The sequence below is a fragment of the Pseudemcibacter aquimaris genome, assembly GCF_028869115.1.
Lineage (GTDB): Bacteria > Pseudomonadota > Alphaproteobacteria > Sphingomonadales > Emcibacteraceae > Pseudemcibacter > Pseudemcibacter aquimaris.
Genome location: NZ_CP079800.1, coordinates 1817008 through 1834563, shown reverse-complemented (window position 1 = coordinate 1834563; position 17556 = coordinate 1817008). Strand labels below are relative to the sequence as shown.

Sequence of the window (17556 nt, the reverse complement as noted above, 5' to 3'; positions counted from 1 at the left end):
GAAAGTGTAGAGGCTTTTTTTATTACTACTTTCCGTCATACTCGGGCTTGTCCCGAGTATCTCAAGACCCACGGGACAAGCCCGAGGGTGACGAGTTTATGATTAACGAAAATTTAGAGATTTCATCTATTCTAAAGATGCTGCATGGATACGTTGTGGGTCAATTTTTGACATTGGTATTGCCGCTTCCATGGCGATTTTTGCTGCTAATGAAGGGTCAATAGCATTCTTTCCTTGAAGGATAATCTGTTGAGTAGATATTCCGAGTATAAAAGGCCAGAACATTGGGTCCTGATCATTGACCATCAGTATGTTTCTCGTAATATTCCAATACTTCCATAGCAATTCTTCACTTGGAAAATGAGGTTGATTTTTATCAGCAACTTCAAATTTTGCAAATTCATCGCCGCCGATCGTTGCGCTTGTTCGAGCAAATATTGGTTCCAGTTCAGGTAATGGTTTTTCAAGACTTTGTACAGCACCACCGATGAAGCCCCATACCGAATGCTGTCCTTGTTTATTCGATACAATGCACTCATTTAATAGTGGGCCCATATAAAATTTTTCGTTGCTGTTGGTTTCAACAACGACAAAGGCATCGTCTAGCGAAATTTTACCAGATTTTACGAATGCCTCTCTAATGGCCATCTGACAGGAAAAACCAGATAAAGCCCCTAATGTTGCAAGGGCGGTTTCAATATGTACGCCTTTTTCACTGCTTAGCTCTGCTAAGATCAATTGTGTGATTTTTGCAGAAGCTTCCTGTGGTGTGGAAATTTCATTTTTACTAGATGTATTACTAGCAGCTTCAAGAAGCTTATCGTTAAAAATAGGGTCATCAAGAAATTTTGCACGTTCAGTTTTCCAAAAGCCATCTGCCTTGCGGTCATGGCTAATGATTGCCCGTTCCGCATTTGCGTGATTTACGCCTAACAATAGAATGATTGTTGACGTCAGTAATTTAAAAGATTTTGCAAGATAATTCATTATTGTCCCCCAATGATGGAATGAGTAAAGCTAACTTGAATTATTATTACTGGCAAGCTTGTTTTATATAAAGATCACCGCTCACTCAACGCCAACCGTACCCCAAGGAACCCGAATGTCGCAGCAAAGGACCGTTTTAACCATTTTAATACTCTCGGGCGGCGGACGACATATTCATGGGCGAGGGACGCGCATAATCCATATCCGGTAAACACAATGAACGTCAGCAGCATAAAGACACCCGCAAGCATCACCATTGCTTGTGTGGCCTGTTCGTGACCCGCATCAACAAATTGCGGTAAAAAGGCGAGGAAAAATAACGAAAGCTTCGGATTTAAAATATTGATCAGCGTACCGCGAATGGCAATACGGATCATGCTGTCTTTGTTTTTTTCTTCCTTAATATCCAGCGCGCCGCCATCACGAACGATGTTCCACGCCATATAAAGCATATATAAAACACCCAGATATTTAACCACCTGAAACGCGAGTGCGCTTGTATGGAAAATCGCCGCAAGGCCAATGATACTGGCAATCGCCGCCGGAACAATCCCAAGCGTACAACCAATCGCCGCCATCAGGCTCGCGTTAAACCCGCGCCCAAGACCGATCGCAATACAATATAAAACCCCAATCCCCGGAAGCAATATCACCGCAATGGAGGTGGCCAAAAATTCAATACCCATGTCACATTTTCCTTAATTTTAATTATATGCTTTATTCATTTTCAGGAAGTCTACCGACGGAAATAAAGAAGCGCAAATTAAATCACGCTAAAGACTATGACTTAGCAATATTAAAGCCGAAATTGTTGCCATGCCGAGTGCCCAAGGGCGAATTGCACCGCGTTCAAACCGAATGGCAAGCGGGCGCGATATCCATAAAGCAAGTGGAACCAAAGGGGCGAGGGATGCAGCAAAGGCAAGTTGCGACAATGTAAGAACACCACCAATGCCAAGTGCAGCTATCGCGGTCAATGACCCGAAACTATAAAATGCATTCTGCGTCGCGGCTGACCTTCTGGTTTCAACATTGGAATAAAGGATCGCCATGGGCGGCGCGCCAATCCCGGTAAGCGTACCCATGATGCCACCAATACCACCAGCAATGAATAAAGATTTACGCGTGATTGAAATGTTAAGACCAATCAAATTAAGTGCCACTGCAAATAATACAATGAACCCGACAATGATTGATAATAAATCCGTCCCCACGACGGCGGCGGCGATGTATGCTGCAATGCCTGCGCCCAATATGCGACCGGCGAAACCCGGTGGTAAATCCTTCCACTGAACGGCGTCACGGGCATTTAACATTGAACCTGCCCCAATGAAGAAACCAACCAAAACGATGGTTCCCGGTAACCATTCGGGGGCAACCAATGCCATCATCGGGGCCGCGAGCATTCCGTATCCAGCGCCAGATAATCGTTGAACAAGGGTTCCTATGAATACCGCGATGGCGCAGATCATCCATGGCCCAAATTCAGGTAGTAAACTTAAAGACATAATTTTAGTTTTACTTTAAATACCCATCTAAAAATTCAAGATATTTATTCGATGCTTCGATGCGGTTGTCGCGTTTGCTAAAGCCGTGCCCTTCGTCATCAAAGATCAGATAATCCACATATGTGCCGCCTTCGCGGATGGCAGCGACCATGTCGTCGCTTTCGATTTGCAAGACGCGCGGGTCATTTGATCCTTGCACCACAAGTACAGGTGATTTTACCTGATGACCAAAGAAAACAGGCGAAATGTTATGTAGCCGTTCTTCATCGGTTTCCGGATCGCCAAGTTCGTCATAAAGTCCTTTACGGGCGGCTTCCCAATGGGCAGGGATGCTTTTTAATGTTCTAACCCAGTTGGTTACACCAAAAATATTTACACCAACATTAAATTCATCGGTAAAGGCCATGGCCGCCATAACCATATAACCACCATAACTGCCGCCCATGACGCCGATTTTATCCGCATCAACCCAATCAAGGGATTGAAGGTAATATTTATTATAAACCACGTCTTTTAAATCCACGTCGCCGTGTTTCTTATCATCCATATGATAGAATGTTTTTCCATAACCACTTGAACCACGGTTATTAATACGCATGACCGCGTAACCATTATTCACAAGATGCTGAACCGTTGGGTTATACCCTTTTCGGCTTTGGCCACCGGGGCCACCATGGACATAAACAATCGCCGGAACTTTATTCGTTGCGCTTGCCTGTTTCGGCTTATAAAGAAGCCCCGGAATTTCAAGCCCGTCATAGCTTTTGAATCTGACGACCTCGCTTGGGACAAGGATGTTTTCATCGATATCCGGGTTCCCTGAATTGGTAAGGCGTGTTGCCGTGTCCGTGCCAATTTCATGGACATAAAGGTTCGATGGTGACGTATCCGAATTGATGTAAAACACCATTTTGCGGCTATCGTCAGTGAAATTAACACTACGAAGATCACCCGCCGGAAGCGGGGGCATAATAACGTCAGCACCGCTTTCTGTATCGGTAATGGTTACTTTGGTTGACGCATCCTCGTTTACGCCGGCAACTTGATATTTGCCGTCATCCGAAAAATAAAGGAAGCTCACATCCCAATTATCATTTTTAAAATGAAGTGCGCGTTCGCCACTTTCCAGATCATAGGACCATGCCTGATTATATTCACCGAATTCGTTGGTGGCGTATATCAGTTTGCTATTGTCCGCGGTAAAATCATAGATGGAATGATCAACTTCGCCCTCATGCGCAGTGGCATTGATCGGCGCTTGATCTTCGGATGCGAGATCAATAAGAAAAACATCACTGTCCGTGTTGTTATATTCAAGACGCAGAGCAATCCAACGGCCATCACCGGTTATGCCTTGCGGTGAATATCCATCGTTATTTTCAAAAATCAGTTCACGGGAATAATCGCTCACCTGATATTTATAAATGTCATAATAACGAGGGTCGCGTTCATTGGTCATGATGTAAAAGGATTGGTCATCGTCGCTCCATTCAGCGAAAATTGCTTTCACATTTTCACCGGGGGTAAGATCTTTTGACGATCCATTAAGTTCACGCACATAAACATGATCATTTTCATTACCGCCCTGGTCTGCGAAATAAAGAATGCGGTCATCACCGGGGAACCATGAAATTGCATATGTGCTTTCAACTGTGCTGTTGGTGAGCTGCTCTGCCGGGGATCCATCAAGCGGCATACGGTATGCGTTATAAATCCCCGTTTCATCGGAACTTATGAGAACCGCCGTGCCGTCATGATTAATTGACGATCCGCCGATGCTGATGGTTTTATAAAAATCTTCTGCTGTGTAGGTCTGATGATCAGTATCAGCCGTCATGGGCGCGACATCAGATTGTTCGCTACAGGCTTGAAGCAATAACACGATTGAAATTAGTTTAATGAATTTCATGTTTAATCCCCTGTTATTATGATTGTGCCAAGTGAGGATAACGACAAAATGGTATTGTGTAAATTGATGATTACGCCATTATAAAAAGTTCTCTTATTAGTTTCTAATGCGGCCACCGGGAACAATGAATTCCAGTCTAATACCGCTTGGTTCATTTATCATCATATGTGTGGTTGGCCCATTGCCCATATGTTCTGGTGCAAATTCAATATGGATATTGTCCATATTTTTAATTTTGTCATATAGCGCATGTAATTTTTCAAGGCTTTCAACGGTGATCGCAAGGTGATGTAGGCCGATATTTTTGCGTCTATGAAATGGTGTAGCTGTTGCTGGGTCTTCCACTTGCCACAATGTAATCATCATTTTACCATTTGCAACAAATACAGCGGGGTAATCCGGATCACCGCCCACTTTTTCCCAACCAAGTGTATCAACGAAAAAACTTACGCTTTCATCAAGCTTACTAACCGCTAGGCCAATATGATTAACCGTTTCCGTACCAAAGGGGTTATCCTGCGCGTGGGCAGATCGGTTGATGAATGTGCAGAACATCATAAGCATTAGGGCAAATTTGAAAATATTATTCATTTTTTTAAATCCGTTTAAATTTAAGATAAATTCACTATGAATAATTCTGCATTCAAGTCAAAACACATAACTGTGAAGACGGTGTTAATGGGTATTTACATCACTGGATTGGCAAACCATGCGTCAAACATTTCTGACATCATCGGTGCATAAAAAACCACTTCCGTTTTTTCTTTGATCAAGGCCGCGTTTTTCGCGCTAAAGGCTGTGAATTCTGCTGAAACGTGGCTAGGTTCGCCTAATAATTTTATCATTTTTACTTCCATGTCATCCATAACGCTTTCATCAAGCAATACCCAGACAAGCGCCAGTTTTCCGTCACGAAATACAAATTCAGCCAATCTTTTTTGCCCTTCAAACATAAAGCCCTGACAATCCAGTTGAACATGGCTTTCTTTGGTGCCTGGAATTTCTGGTGGGTTAAATTCTCGTTCATCAATGCTTTCACATATTTGCTTTAATGATAAACGTGATGCATTTAGGTCTTGATCAAAATCTATCGTGGATGGCTTAAAGTCGTTTGCAGTCGCATACGTAATACCGAATAAATTCAAGACCACTATGGCGATTGTGATTTTATATAAATTTTTCATAACGGTTCCTGTTTAATTGTCATTTATTTTTATCAGCAAGTCTTCTGCTTCTTTAAATTCGGGGTCAAGGTCAATGGCTCTTTCTAATAAATTGACGGCTTCATCGTGCATTTGCCCCTCGTATCCCAGCGCTTGAATGAAGAGGGAGTATGCCTCAATATTTTCGGTTGGGAAGATTTTAAGATGTTCTGCGGTACTTCGGTCAAAATCTTGATTTAAAACCAGCGCTATATGAAATGTAATATCCCGTTGAATTTCAAATATATCGGGCATTGATTTTTCGTAAATGCTGGACCAAATTACCTCTTCGCTTTCCCCATCGGTCATTTGAACATTAACTTTTAAATATCCTTCTTGGCGTAAAACGCTTCCTTCAATAATGGCATCGGCATTAAATTCTTTCGCCACATCACGCGCTCTCTTATCTGCATAAAGGCCAGCACTGGTAAGATTGACTGTGGATAAAACGGGCATCGAATTAATTCTGGAAATTAATTCATAGGTTAGCCCTCTGGTAAATAAGAGAGATTGTTGATCAACATCTTCTGTTTCAAAGGGCATCACAACAAGTCTTATTGATTTTTTATCTTCCCAGAAAAAACTTGAAAATATTATGGCGATAACAATAAATGATAAGGCCAGACCCTTGATGAGGATAGGATTACTTGTATTTAATGGCTTAGGGGATATTAAAAGCTTATAACCTTTATGGCGTTCAGCGCCGATTATTTTTGGCGTTTCTCCGTCGTCACCCAATGCCTTTCGTAAAATCCGTACTCTTTGTTTTAAGCCATCGTCCGTGACAGCAATCCCTTGCCAGACTTTTTCTTTTAATAATTCTGATGAAACTGCCTCGCCATCATGCTCAATCAAACACGCAAGAAGTTTAAATGAAAGCGGCGACAGATTGAGGCGGGCGCCGTTTTTTGTGCAAGTTTCGGCTTCAAGGTCAACTTGAATGTCTCCTAATGATATCATCTTGGATTTATCATAACTCATTGAATAACCATCACTTTCACCACTTATTCACCAAATTTCACCAAAAATTTAATGACAGGCTCTATCTCCATTTTATTAAATTACGACCGAGAACCGAATTTAAAAACCATAAGGAATAACCAATTATGAACAAGAGTTTCGTATACTTGTCAATAGTTAGCTTATTTTGCCTGACGTTCATGAATGACGTTATGGCGAATGATGACATTGCGCCCGTGTTTAGTGATGATGGCAATTATATTTACTTTTATTCTTACCGGGGAATAACGCCGGGTAAAGCATATGATGTTCCGGCGCAAAGTTATAAAATGAATGTGGACGGCAGCAATCAAACCAAAATTACAAGTAGCGATCATCGCAATTGGTGGGTGCTGCCGTTTCATCAAGAAGGCCTTATTGTGGTGTCTGATCGGGACGCAACGGAACCATTCGGCGGGGCGAATATTTATCACCATAATTTAAAAGATGGCAGTTACGAACCACTTACAAACGTAAATCCAAAGGCAGGTGAATGGGCGCTTTGGTTCAGCAAAACCGAGGATAACAAATCCTTGGTGTATCTGACACAAAATGCTTTTCGTGATTATAAGGAAACCAAACTTTATAAATATGATTTTGTGACGCGCAAAGCTAAGCAAATATTGAAAGAATTTAAATCAATCAAATTTCCATATATTTCCAGAGACGGCAGCCACATTGCATTTGTATCGGACCATAAAATTTATATCGCCGATGGCGACGGTCAAAACACAATAGAAGTCATTTCAATGAATAAAGAGGAAAACAGTTCATTCTATGGCATATCCCTTACAAATGGCGGCAACAAAATTTCATTCAGTTTCGCGAAGGATGGCATCACAAGTGCCGAGCTTTATACCATAAATTCAGATGGCACAAATTTACGGCAACTGACGGATAATAATGTCAGGGATACAAATCCCAATTGGTCACCAGATAATAAATTTATTGCCTTTAATAGCGTCAGACATAATAACCTTAACCATAATGATATATTCATCATTCCTGCAGCAGGCGGCAGTGAAACCAACCTAACCCAAACATCAATTTATGATAAAAATATTGAGTGACATTACAGGATCAATTTTACTGTAATCTTTTTCGCGAATGTGACAATAATAAAGACACATATAGGGTCTTTATCCATAGCATAATGTCTGCTTTCGACCCGAAGCGGACATTAGAATAATTGTCCTTGTTTAAAAGTAATTATCTAAAACAACATTGAGATTATTTAATCCCTGGGGTGTTAAAAGCCATAAAAAGCTGTGCAGTTTATAATTACGGTTATCCAGAATAAGATTAAAAATGATTGCTTTTTATTTTTGTGTCGAAATTTCTGTTGTGCGAATAATGCACCAGGCCATCCACCTAAACAAGAGAGAAAGTGCAGTGTATTTTCTGGGGTTCGTTGTTGTCCATTTCGTGCAGAAATTTTATCTGAGCGGTATAAAATAAAGGTCAATAACCTCCTTTAATTGCTCTAAAAATTAGATAATTTTCTGGTACATTATATCGAATATTCCGCACCAACCAAGTATTACAAACTATCTACTTATGAATAAGCACATTAAATACAATATGTTAATAATTATTTGACAATAATGTTGTCGAATATTTTGACAAGTATATTGTCGTATTATATATTTAGCCAGTGACTAGCAACTTGAAAGACCATTTATGAGTACTGATACAATTAATATAAAGTTAGTAATAGACGAAATTCGACATTGTTTTAACGTGCTTAAATTTACTGCGGATGAATTACATAGCGATATTGGCGTAAATGCATCGGCACGGGCGGTTATGGAAACTCTTTATCCAGATAACGCAATAACGGTTCCCGACATTGCAAGAAGCAAGAGCGTTTCGCGTCAACACATCCAGGTAATCGTAAATAACCTGTCTCAACATGGTCTGGTCAACAGTGACAACAATCCAAAAGACAAACGTACGTTCCTAATTTCACTTTCTAAATTGGGAAGGTGCAAATTTGAAGTGGTTCTCCGTCGTGAAAAAGATTTCATGAAGGAAATTTCTACTAAATTCACCGAACGGGAAATTGCGACAGCGTCCAGTGTGATCAATAAATTAACCTCACTACTTGAAGGAGTTGAAAATGAATAGTGAAAACGAATTGAGTAAAAATAAAATGGTAAAGTGTGCCTTTTTAGCAGTGATTGCACTCTTAATGTGGAGTGTATTACTACTCTGGTCATGGAACAGTACACTTACAGAATTATTTGGCTTGCAATCCATCCAATTCAAGCATGCTTTTATGTTTGCGACAAACATTGCGTTTTTGGTTTTTGTTCTAAATATTGGGCGACGTAGACCCAATAACCGACCTCATTAATTTGCAAACAGTTTGATTTTAGAATGTCGCTTAGAAAGTACATTGTGGGCCAATTTAGACATCCAACTGGCAGTATTGGTAAACTTGCCGGTTGGATTATGGCTAATCGTGGATCTAACATTAGAAGAAACCTTTTTACAGTGGATGCTTTAAGTATAAATCCAGAAGATTATGTACTGGAAATTGGATGTGGTCCGGGTGTAGCGCTGACCGAGGTTCTTAAGAAAATCAACGGCGGGAAGCTTGTAGGTCTTGATCATTCTAAAGAGATGATAGTCCAATCGAGGAAATCGTGCTTGCCAGCCGTTTCTGATGGAACCCTTGAGTTGTGGATTGAACAATTTGAAACATGCCAGATTGAAGATCAATACTTCGATAAGGTTTTTTGTGTGAACGTTATCCAGTTTTTTAGAGATCAAAAAGAAGCTATTGAAAAAATTTATCGAATACTAGCACGCAACGGAGCGGCAGCTGTTACTTATATGCCACGGACCAAACGACCGAGCCGTTTACAAGCTCTGGAAATGGCAGAGAAAGTACGCAAGTTAATGGTTGATGTCGGGTTTTTAGAAATTGAGATTTTAGAGTATTCCTGTACTCCTGTGCCATCGGTTACGGTAATTGGTAAAAAATTGACACAGCCTCAATGAATTTTGGCAGAAATATTAAAAATAAAATGAGCGAGTGTCCGCTGGGTGGTCACTCAAGAAAACGTGTTTGTTAATGTACTCAGCACTGAGAAACTTAGATATAGGGTTATTTTTGATTGCAATATTGCCGTTTGTGGGGTGTGTAATAGTTTACCGAACCGTTCGAAAATAAAGTCTAAAAGAGTATAGCACAAAAAACTTCAACAATTATTGTAACCGTTAACATTCGAATGTCTGCTAACGGCCAGAAGCGGATGTTAAATTGATCAAAAAAAGGCACGGAAGATAAAATCTACCGTGCCTTTAGGAAACATCTTATTAAGAGCTACTTATGCAGTTTCTTGTAAATTATAAGCAGATTTTTTACCATCTTTATCCTGAATTTCAAATCTGATTGATTGACCTTCATTTAAAGTCGATAGGTCTGATTGTTCTACAGCACTGATATGTACAAAAACATCAGAACCTCTATCTTCTGTTTCGATAAATCCATACCCTTTAGTATGGTTAAACCATTTTACTTTTCCTGTTGCCACAATATTTCTCCTTGTGCACTTAATTATTAAATTGCTTATCCACGATATCGCGGACAAGCTTGTCCGCCTGATTTAGACTTACGTCAATCGACCGAGACTAAATCAAATAATTTGGAAAAAGAAATGGAAGCGTTAGTAAATGTATAATTCAAACTTGTTTCGCTTAGATACTATATTGGATGTTATGTCAACCAAATTAATGTTTTTCTTAAAATAGCTTAATATTATGAATACATAGGTTGCGTAAAGATGAATACCAACAAAGATCATTAAAAAATAAAGCGTGGACAATTACTCATCAAGGTCTACTATCATCATGAACAGAATTTGTTTTTCCACATGTCTAAGTTTTTATTCGATTTAGGTCACCTTTTATCTTACTAGGAAATATTATGAATATCAGTCCTCTTAGGCATCTATTGTTTAACTTTATTTTGCTATTTATATATTCCTGCAGTGTTCATGTAGATAAACAATCAGAGTTACCGGGTACAGTAACATTGATTAAAAATGCATTTATTTATAATGGTACTGGCGACAAAAGTTACTTTGCGGATGTAAGAATAGAAGGCGGTTTGATTAAGAAAATTGGGGATATTACTGCCAATGAAAATGACATTATATGGGATGCGAACGGCTTAGCACTTGCACCTGGGTTTATTGATCCGCATAGCCACCATGATACTAAACTTATGAATAAACCAGCACCTGAAAGCGCACTTGCGCAAGGCATTACAACTATTGTAAGTGGTCTGGACGGTGGTGCATCAACATTTGGAAGTCCTTTTATATCAATTGACCACAGTTTTTCAGTATTTGAAAAAACACCTGCAGCGATAAATTTAGCCTATTTTGCCCCTCATGATACCTACCGTGAAATTGTTATGGGAAATGATTTTAAACGTTTAGCGACAGCGGATGAGCTTGACCAGATGAAAATAATGTTGCGGCGCGATATGGAAGCGGGTGCACTGGGCTTGTCAACAGGACTTGAATATGAGCCTTCTTTATATTCAAATAGCCATGAAGTAATCGAACTCGCTAAAGTAGCGGCAGAATATGGTGGCAAATATTCAAGCCATATCAGAAGCGAAGATATTAAAGTCACAGAGGCCATAGACGAAGTCATTACAATTGCCCGAGAGGCCGATATTTCCGCGAATATTAGTCATATTAAACTTGCTATGTACGAAATACATGGAAACGCACCAACTGTAATCGATAAACTGGATAATGCTCGCAAATCAGGATTGAACATCACAGCGGATATATACCCGTATGATGGCTGGAAGGCCCCCATGGCCATATTAATGCCTGCTCGAAATTATGAGGACCGAGAAGCAGCGGAATATGCTTTAAACTCAATCGCGTCTCCCTCCAGCATTACAATTTCAGATTATGAGGGTGAACCAACATATATCGGCAAGACATTATCAGAACTTGCAATTGAAAAGAACAAAGATCCTGTTGATCTAATGATGGAGCTGCTTCAACGCGCAGAGCGAGAAAACCTTCATGAACGCGTTATTGGCCGCAACATTGGCGACGCGGACATTGAAGCATTTATGAAATGGCCCTTCACAGCTATCACCACTGATGGCGGCATTGATGATAGCCATCCACGGGGTCAAGGGGCATTTGCTCGTGTTCTAGCACGGTATGTCAGGGATAAAAAAGTTATTTCTTTAAGTGAAGCGATTAGAAAAATGACAAGTTTACCCGCAAGTAATCTTGGAATTACGGATCGAGGTTTAATTAAAAAAGGCTATGCGGCAGATTTGGTCCTTTTTAATCCAGCTACTATTCAGGACAATGCCTCTTTTGAAAATTCATTACAATATTCAAGCGGTATTGCTGCTGTGTGGGTCAATGGGGAACTTGTCTGGAATAAGGATGTTGTAACTGATGCGAGGCCAGGAAAAATTATTCGCAGACAAAATATAAATAATTAGCAGTTCATGCAGTTATTAATATGCCTTCCCTTGTATTAATAATAACTAGCCCCATATATAGCATAGCTGCATATTCCTGTAGCTTTTATGAAAGGCATTATAATGTCCTACAAAGATCTCTTCAGAACAAAAATACCTCAAAGCAACGATAATACAAAAGACCATAACAACGATCTCAAAAAAAATGGTCCCATACAGCCTAAAGCTAAACCCAAAGAAGATACTAAAACAGATTAAAGTTTAATTGTTAGAAGTGAAATACGGCAGCAATTAGCTTTCGACATTAGCACCTCTTTTTAAAAATCTATTTGTCGTTCGGTGTAACATTTTCTTATTACATCGGGCGACGATTGTTGCACAAAAGGTAATCATATGAATATAGAAATAATTACGAATATAAATAATAATTTAAAAGAAACTGGATTTGGTCCATTCCATGCCTGTAATAATGTCAAACACTCTTTATTAAGAATGAATCATTCTGCAATTGTTACAGTTTGCTATGGTCCGTCCGACCTTGAAGCTGTTGTTAAAAGAAAACCAGACATTGTCGTTCTTGCGGTAAAATATTTGATAATTCAGGGCGGGGAATTTATTTGGCTCAGCGATTTTTTTGATAAACACGGGATTAGTTACACAGGATCGGCTAGGAATACCTTGCAATATGATTCAAATAAGATTCTTGGAAAAGAAAGAGTTTCTGCAGAGGAAATACCAACGGGCAAATATTTTACATCCCTGCCTGATCAATATAAAAACGCTGAAGACCTGCCACTTCCTTTCCCGTTATTCTTAAAACCATCGGGTTCAGCAAATGGTAATGGCGTTGATAGACAATCTCTAGTCTATAATTTTAGTGAATTTAAAGCAAAAGTAGAGGCTTTATACGAAGAATATATGGAGCCAATATTGGTCGAGGAGTATCTCGATGGATTGGAGTTTACCGTTTCTATAATTGCATCCGGTGGCCGATTAATGGCAATTCCCATTGAAATAACTCCTCCAAAAGAAGGTGGTATAAGAATTTTAGGCTCGAAAGTTAAAACAGAAAATTCAGAAATACTTTCAAGGATTATTGATGGCAGAACCCTGAAAATGGTTAAGGAAATTGCCAAAAACTCATTTAAAGCCCTAGGTATAAGGGATTTTGGTCGTATCGATATAAAAATGGATAAACATGGTAATTGTCATTTTATGGAAGCAAACCTTGTTCCCGGTCTAAAACAGGCATCAAGTTATTTCCCTCGTGCCTGTAAAATTGCAGCGGATTTAGAATATGATGATCTCATTTGCCTCATGATCCAAGGCGCGATTGAAAGATCGCATAACATTGATATAAATATTATTGGAAAAAATCATGAAGATAAAATCAAACTTAGCTAGCTTGCAGCTAGAAACAAATGCTTATGCTAGAATTTTTCATGCATTAGTTTTTATGACTTTAATTGCTATAAGCAACACTACTTTTGCTCAATCTGCCTTAGATGTCGTTCCCGAAAATTCTGAGAAATTAAGCTATGGCGATGGCTGGCGTTGCAATCCGGGTTTCATTAAAAAAGATAATGCATGTGCAGAAATAATAGCGCCAGATAACGCCTATCTAACAGGTTCATCTTTTAGATTAGGGTGGGCTTGTAACCATGGATATAGAGAAATGAACGGTAGTTGCAATGCAATAGTTCTTCCTAACAATGCTTACCTTACTGCTTCAGAATACGGTTCAGGATGGGAATGTAGTCGTGGTTATTTGGAAAACAATGGCACTTGTGAAAAAATAGAATTACCGGAAAATGCTTATCTTGATAATAACTCTTTTGGGGGGAAATGGAGTTGTGAGCATGGATATAAGTCCGTTGATAACGAATGCAGGAAGATCATTGTTCCTGAAAATGGCTATTATCAAAAATCCGCTTTTGGTCAAGGTTGGGAATGTAAACATGGTTATAGGCAAATTAGCGAACGATGTATCGCAATAGAAGTACCTGAAAACGCATACCTTGAAGATGATGGCAGGGGAAATGGTTGGAAGTGTAAGAGAGGTTATTCTGAAGTAGGAAAAACCTGTGAAGTGATTAATTTACCTGAAAATTCTCATATTGATTATAGTGGGAATGATTGGGAATGTAATAAGCCATTTAGAAAAGTAAAAGACCTATGTTCGATAATGTGATTTATAAATTCTGATTTAAAGAGTTTTATTGCAATCAAGAACTTTAACTAAATTCCTACTCACAATGTTTATTAATGAGTGCCTATCAAATTCACGGATATATCAAAGAAAATATATTAAATTTCCGTGTCGCAAACCCCTTTAATAGAAAAGCGCCCAATGTCAGAAAAACAAATACCAAATTCAAAAGATTTAACAGGTAATAATCCAACATCAAGTTTAAGTTTTACAACTAAAGAATTAAATTCCTATAAGGAAATGGAAAAATACGGTATTAACCGTGTTCTCGTTACTACATATCAGTACAAAACTTTACGTTTCACAAATCTCGAGGATGCTATTTCACAAGCTAAACGAGATGAAAAGTTGAATGAAATATTTTAAAATTAGAGTTTGAATAATAACCCATTTTGTTAAGACGATTGAAGTTAAACATTTTTAAAGGTGACAGGTTATGTTCTAAGGGGGGACTTAAGCTGCCGAAACAACGAGATTACCGTCTCATTATAAAAAGTAATCCATCAGCAACAAAAAGGCGCGACAAATTTAAAATCAAACAATTGACCATAAACTGAATGTCCGCTTTGGGTCGAAAGCCGTTATTTGAAATCAGCTATCTAATGCTCCTCGCTTCCTTGTAATTCATTCAGTAAGTTTTTCGCCAATTCTGATTCCGGGTAATAATGAAGTACGACGCGAAGTGCTGTTATTCCCGCCTCAACATCTCCCATTCGCCTGCTAACGAATTGTGCAAATCCCGCCATATGCCTTTCGCGTGGCTTGATTGGGTAATTCAATCGGTTCGATAGGGCAGTATAATGGGCGATATAATCTTCGTAACTATAGCTTCGGGCTATTTCTGATTGGATCGTATAATCTGCATAAAGCCACGCAAGTGCATTATAGGTTCCTTGAAACGCAGCAAGCAGATGATCTGTATGTTCAATAAATCCAATATAATACTGCACATCTTGTGAGGCATTATCAGCAAATACCTGACGAATTTGATTATATCCTTCTTGGATTCCTTCGTGCTCTAGCTTTCCTAAAGCCATATAAATCTGGCTCGAAACTTTTTCGTTTTTATTGAAGAAATTTTGGAAATGCTCTGCCATCTGAGGCGCATGTTGGAAGGAAGGACTTAACGCAACGAAGGTTGAAAATGAGTCAGGATATTCTGTATATAAGTGGGAAACAAATAAACCTGCTAATGAATGGCCAATAATTACTCTGCCCTGATTTACATTATAATTACTTTCGATATATGGAATTACCTCTTCTCTGATATAAGATGAATGTTTCGCTGCGCTTGGGCTGGAAATTAAACTGTCTTCTTCTGCGAACGGGTAATGGTCATCGTAATAATTACCTATATGCGGCAATCCTACTATCACCATATCTTTTATTGCATTTTTAGAAGCTTGCAATTCAACGATATAGGAAGACCAGTCAAAATTGTCCTTACTGTTTAAAACATAAAGCGTTGGATATTTTTCATCAGAATCTTTGTCATAGCCATCTGGCAAGCGGACATAAATTGGCCGAACTTCCTCTAAATTACTCGAAGAAAAATCAATCTTTATTTCGTTGTTCGCACTAGCAGCCGCAATTAAAAGAAATGAAAAATAAATAGTAATTACTGTTTTTCTAATCAACTGTTCTAACCTTTATGTAATTAATGAAGTTATTCCAATATGATACGAAATAAAATCAGAATGCCTGCGATATGCCGTAGTTATTTATTGCTATATTGCTTAATAATTATGCGAGCATCATCCGCGAATGGGTAATTGGGGTCTATCTCCAAGGCTTTTTTATAGGCAATTAACCCTTCTTGTATTCTGTTCATCTTGATCAACGTTTCACCGTAACTATCAAATACGTTCGCAGAATTTGGATGCAATTGGGTGTTGAGCTCAAAGACCTTCAACGCTTCATCCGTTTTATCTTGACGTATAAGGCGATAACCCAAGCGATTAATTGACCTTTCATCAATAATAAAATCGGAAGGAACATTTAACGATTTTTCTGATTTGATAAAATCTATAATTCGCTCAATAGACCAATCTGTTTCCAGTAGTTCAGATAAAAATTTATATCCATGCTTTTCATCAGGTTGAAAGGAAGGGTCAAAGATAATGCCTGCCAGCTGCTTTGCCATTTTAAGGGCATATTGATCATAGTTATTTGAGAAAATAATAATCGTCACCCCCTTTTCAATATAACGGTGAAAGTCCGCAAATATGATCCCATTACCGCCATTATGATTAATTAATTGACCTCCAAGTGGGGTTTGCTCAATAAACCAACCATAGGCGTAATGGATAGGTGAATTTTCTCCCTCGGCAAACACATGGGGGTGGTAAAATTTTGCTTTTGCTTTCTTTGATAATATTGCCTCTTCATTTAATGCTTTGTGCCATTTATACATATCTTCAGCGGTTGAGAGTAAACCACCATTCCCTTTTAGATGCCAATAAGGTGCGTCTTTATCCCAGCCCATTTCATTTGGCTTACCCCATATTTCATTGCCCCTATATCCGACTGCCATGTTTTGAGGGTCAAAGTCAGGCTTAGTGTATCCAGTATTAAGCATACCAGCAGGCTTAAATATATTTTCAGCTAAATAGTTCTCATAAGATGTCCCGGAAACCTGTTCAATGATTATGGCTAGCAAGCTATAGCCCACATTGGAGTATTCAAATGTTGAACCAGGTTTAAAAAGCAATTTTTCGTTAAAGGCTATGTTGATAAATTCTTCTTCAGTCACTGCTTCAAAATCATCTCCTGAATATAGTGCGAGACCTGCTGAATGGGTAAGTAATTGGTGTAGATTAATGTTTTTCTTATCGTCAGGTACTGTTGAAAAATATTTCGACAATGTGTCTGTTGTTGAAAGTTTACCCTGCATTTCCAACTTTAAAATTGCCGCGGCTGTAAAATGTTTGGTTATAGAACCCATATCCGAAATAGTATCGGGAGTATAATTAATTTTTTGCTCTCTGTTACTAAGCCCATATCCTTGCGATAATATTTTTTCTCCGTCATATTCAACCAAGACCGAACCCGAAAAACGCTTTTTTTCAAGGCCATTAAGATAAGTTTTTAATTTCTGTTCAGTCATCTGGGCTTGCATAGAAGCTTCGGCTTGACCGGCGCGAACAATGTTTGGAATAAGCAATGCACACAAAATGGTGAATAAAAAGGCACTTAACTTTATTTGATATTTGCTTCTGCGTTTCGTTGTTGAAGCCATTACATTATTCCTTCGTTGATGACATAATTAT

The 17556-nt window shown here is 38.9% G+C and carries 19 protein-coding genes; 8 read left to right on the top strand and 11 right to left on the bottom strand.

Features of this window, described 5'->3' with window-relative positions:
• Positions 1-126: 126 nt before the first annotated feature.
• The 7 genes from KW060_RS08680 to KW060_RS08650 all read right to left on the bottom strand — a co-directional run bounded on the left by KW060_RS08680 (position 127) and on the right by KW060_RS08650 (position 6587).
• A complete protein-coding gene (locus KW060_RS08680) occupies positions 127-987 on the bottom strand; it encodes a hypothetical protein (RefSeq protein ID WP_249034422.1) in 861 nt (286 codons plus the stop codon).
• Between the two features lie 74 nt (positions 988-1061).
• Complete coding sequence (locus KW060_RS08675) at positions 1062-1673, bottom strand: LysE family translocator (protein WP_249034421.1); 612 nt, start codon at positions 1671-1673, stop codon at positions 1062-1064.
• A gap of 87 nt (positions 1674-1760) precedes the next feature.
• The gene (locus tag KW060_RS08670) at positions 1761-2495 is read right to left on the bottom strand and encodes a TSUP family transporter (protein ID WP_249034420.1); all 735 of its coding nucleotides are present in this window, start codon (positions 2493-2495) and stop codon (positions 1761-1763) included.
• A gap of 10 nt (positions 2496-2505) precedes the next feature.
• Entirely contained in the window at positions 2506-4404 is a 1899-nt protein-coding gene (locus tag KW060_RS08665; protein WP_249034419.1) for a S9 family peptidase, read from the bottom strand.
• Positions 4405-4500: 96 nt separating this feature from the next.
• Positions 4501-4995 (bottom strand): VOC family protein, encoded by a 495-nt coding sequence (locus KW060_RS08660; RefSeq protein WP_249034418.1) that lies wholly within the window; start codon positions 4993-4995, stop codon positions 4501-4503.
• Between the two features lie 95 nt (positions 4996-5090).
• Positions 5091-5588, bottom strand: a complete 498-nt coding sequence (locus KW060_RS08655) for a hypothetical protein (RefSeq protein WP_249034417.1) — start codon at positions 5586-5588, stop codon at positions 5091-5093.
• Positions 5589-5600: 12 nt separating this feature from the next.
• Positions 5601-6587: a winged helix-turn-helix domain-containing protein gene (locus KW060_RS08650; protein ID WP_249034416.1), complete on the bottom strand. Its 987-nt coding sequence runs from the start codon at positions 6585-6587 to the stop codon at positions 5601-5603.
• 191 nt (positions 6588-6778) lie between these two features.
• Here KW060_RS08650 and KW060_RS08645 point away from each other — a divergent pair, with 191 nt between their 5' ends.
• Entirely contained in the window at positions 6779-7675 is an 897-nt protein-coding gene (locus tag KW060_RS08645) for a TolB family protein (protein WP_249034415.1), read from the top strand.
• Between the two features lie 179 nt (positions 7676-7854).
• On the opposite strand, the gene KW060_RS15935 is transcribed toward KW060_RS08645, so the two are convergent.
• A complete protein-coding gene (locus tag KW060_RS15935; protein ID WP_420833108.1) occupies positions 7855-8070 on the bottom strand; it encodes a DUF1294 domain-containing protein in 216 nt (71 codons plus the stop codon).
• Positions 8071-8285: 215 nt separating this feature from the next.
• On the opposite strand from KW060_RS15935, the gene KW060_RS08640 reads away from it, so the two are divergent.
• From KW060_RS08640 to KW060_RS08630, 3 genes are read left to right on the top strand one after another with little or no spacing between them, the layout of a single operon-like run.
• Positions 8286-8732 carry a MarR family winged helix-turn-helix transcriptional regulator gene (locus tag KW060_RS08640; protein ID WP_249034414.1) on the top strand — a complete coding sequence of 149 codons (447 nt, stop codon included), beginning with the start codon at positions 8286-8288 and terminating at the stop codon, positions 8730-8732.
• Positions 8725-8961, top strand: coding sequence for a hypothetical protein (locus tag KW060_RS08635; RefSeq protein ID WP_249034413.1), 237 nt, complete (start codon positions 8725-8727; stop codon positions 8959-8961). Before KW060_RS08640 ends, KW060_RS08635 begins: the two co-directional genes overlap by 8 nt.
• Before the next feature lie 23 nt (positions 8962-8984).
• A complete protein-coding gene (locus KW060_RS08630) occupies positions 8985-9611 on the top strand; it encodes a class I SAM-dependent methyltransferase (RefSeq protein WP_249034412.1) in 627 nt (208 codons plus the stop codon).
• A 329-nt stretch (positions 9612-9940) separates the two neighbouring features.
• Here the strand turns inward: KW060_RS08630 and KW060_RS08625 are convergent, their stop codons facing one another.
• Positions 9941-10147 (bottom strand): cold-shock protein, encoded by a 207-nt coding sequence (locus KW060_RS08625; protein ID WP_249034411.1) that lies wholly within the window; start codon positions 10145-10147, stop codon positions 9941-9943.
• 392 nt (positions 10148-10539) lie between these two features.
• On the opposite strand from KW060_RS08625, the gene KW060_RS08620 reads away from it, so the two are divergent.
• The 4 genes from KW060_RS08620 to KW060_RS08605 all read left to right on the top strand — a co-directional run bounded on the left by KW060_RS08620 (position 10540) and on the right by KW060_RS08605 (position 14653).
• A complete protein-coding gene (locus KW060_RS08620) occupies positions 10540-12099 on the top strand; it encodes an N-acyl-D-amino-acid deacylase family protein (RefSeq protein WP_249034410.1) in 1560 nt (519 codons plus the stop codon).
• Between the two features lie 372 nt (positions 12100-12471).
• Complete coding sequence (locus KW060_RS08615; RefSeq protein WP_249034409.1) at positions 12472-13482, top strand: D-alanine--D-alanine ligase family protein; 1011 nt, start codon at positions 12472-12474, stop codon at positions 13480-13482.
• Entirely contained in the window at positions 13457-14269 is an 813-nt protein-coding gene (locus KW060_RS08610; protein ID WP_249034408.1) for a hypothetical protein, read from the top strand. The genes KW060_RS08615 and KW060_RS08610 overlap by 26 nt, the downstream gene beginning before the upstream one ends.
• A gap of 159 nt (positions 14270-14428) precedes the next feature.
• Positions 14429-14653, top strand: coding sequence for a hypothetical protein (locus KW060_RS08605; protein ID WP_249034407.1), 225 nt, complete (start codon positions 14429-14431; stop codon positions 14651-14653).
• 233 nt (positions 14654-14886) lie between these two features.
• Here the strand turns inward: KW060_RS08605 and KW060_RS08600 are convergent, their stop codons facing one another.
• Positions 14887-15924, bottom strand: a complete 1038-nt coding sequence (locus KW060_RS08600; RefSeq protein ID WP_249034406.1) for an alpha/beta hydrolase — start codon at positions 15922-15924, stop codon at positions 14887-14889.
• An 80-nt stretch (positions 15925-16004) separates the two neighbouring features.
• The gene (locus tag KW060_RS08595) at positions 16005-17525 is read right to left on the bottom strand and encodes a serine hydrolase (protein ID WP_249034405.1); all 1521 of its coding nucleotides are present in this window, start codon (positions 17523-17525) and stop codon (positions 16005-16007) included.
• Positions 17526-17556 lie beyond the last annotated feature (31 nt).

What these genes read in the sequence shown, in the direction of transcription:
- KW060_RS08655 (WP_249034417.1), bottom strand. Translation starts at nt 5,588, where the DNA reads ATGAAAAATTTATATAAAATCACAATCGCCATAGTGGTCTTGAATTTA.
- KW060_RS08595 (WP_249034405.1), bottom strand. Translation starts at nt 17,525, where the DNA reads ATGGCTTCAACAACGAAACGCAGAAGCAAATATCAAATAAAGTTAAGT.
- KW060_RS08650 (WP_249034416.1), bottom strand. Translation starts at nt 6,587, where the DNA reads ATGAGTTATGATAAATCCAAGATGATATCATTAGGAGACATTCAAGTT.
- KW060_RS08680 (WP_249034422.1), bottom strand. Translation starts at nt 987, where the DNA reads ATGAATTATCTTGCAAAATCTTTTAAATTACTGACGTCAACAATCATT.
- KW060_RS08660 (WP_249034418.1), bottom strand. Translation starts at nt 4,995, where the DNA reads ATGAATAATATTTTCAAATTTGCCCTAATGCTTATGATGTTCTGCACA.
- KW060_RS08610 (WP_249034408.1), top strand. Translation starts at nt 13,457, where the DNA reads ATGAAGATAAAATCAAACTTAGCTAGCTTGCAGCTAGAAACAAATGCT.
- KW060_RS08675 (WP_249034421.1), bottom strand. Translation starts at nt 1,673, where the DNA reads ATGGGTATTGAATTTTTGGCCACCTCCATTGCGGTGATATTGCTTCCG.
- KW060_RS08645 (WP_249034415.1), top strand. Translation starts at nt 6,779, where the DNA reads ATGGCGAATGATGACATTGCGCCCGTGTTTAGTGATGATGGCAATTAT.
- KW060_RS08605 (WP_249034407.1), top strand. Translation starts at nt 14,429, where the DNA reads ATGTCAGAAAAACAAATACCAAATTCAAAAGATTTAACAGGTAATAAT.
- KW060_RS08670 (WP_249034420.1), bottom strand. Translation starts at nt 2,495, where the DNA reads ATGTCTTTAAGTTTACTACCTGAATTTGGGCCATGGATGATCTGCGCC.
- KW060_RS08620 (WP_249034410.1), top strand. Translation starts at nt 10,540, where the DNA reads ATGAATATCAGTCCTCTTAGGCATCTATTGTTTAACTTTATTTTGCTA.
- KW060_RS08630 (WP_249034412.1), top strand. Translation starts at nt 8,985, where the DNA reads ATGTCGCTTAGAAAGTACATTGTGGGCCAATTTAGACATCCAACTGGC.
- KW060_RS08615 (WP_249034409.1), top strand. Translation starts at nt 12,472, where the DNA reads ATGAATATAGAAATAATTACGAATATAAATAATAATTTAAAAGAAACT.
- KW060_RS08635 (WP_249034413.1), top strand. Translation starts at nt 8,725, where the DNA reads ATGAATAGTGAAAACGAATTGAGTAAAAATAAAATGGTAAAGTGTGCC.
- KW060_RS08640 (WP_249034414.1), top strand. Translation starts at nt 8,286, where the DNA reads ATGAGTACTGATACAATTAATATAAAGTTAGTAATAGACGAAATTCGA.
- KW060_RS08665 (WP_249034419.1), bottom strand. Translation starts at nt 4,404, where the DNA reads ATGAAATTCATTAAACTAATTTCAATCGTGTTATTGCTTCAAGCCTGT.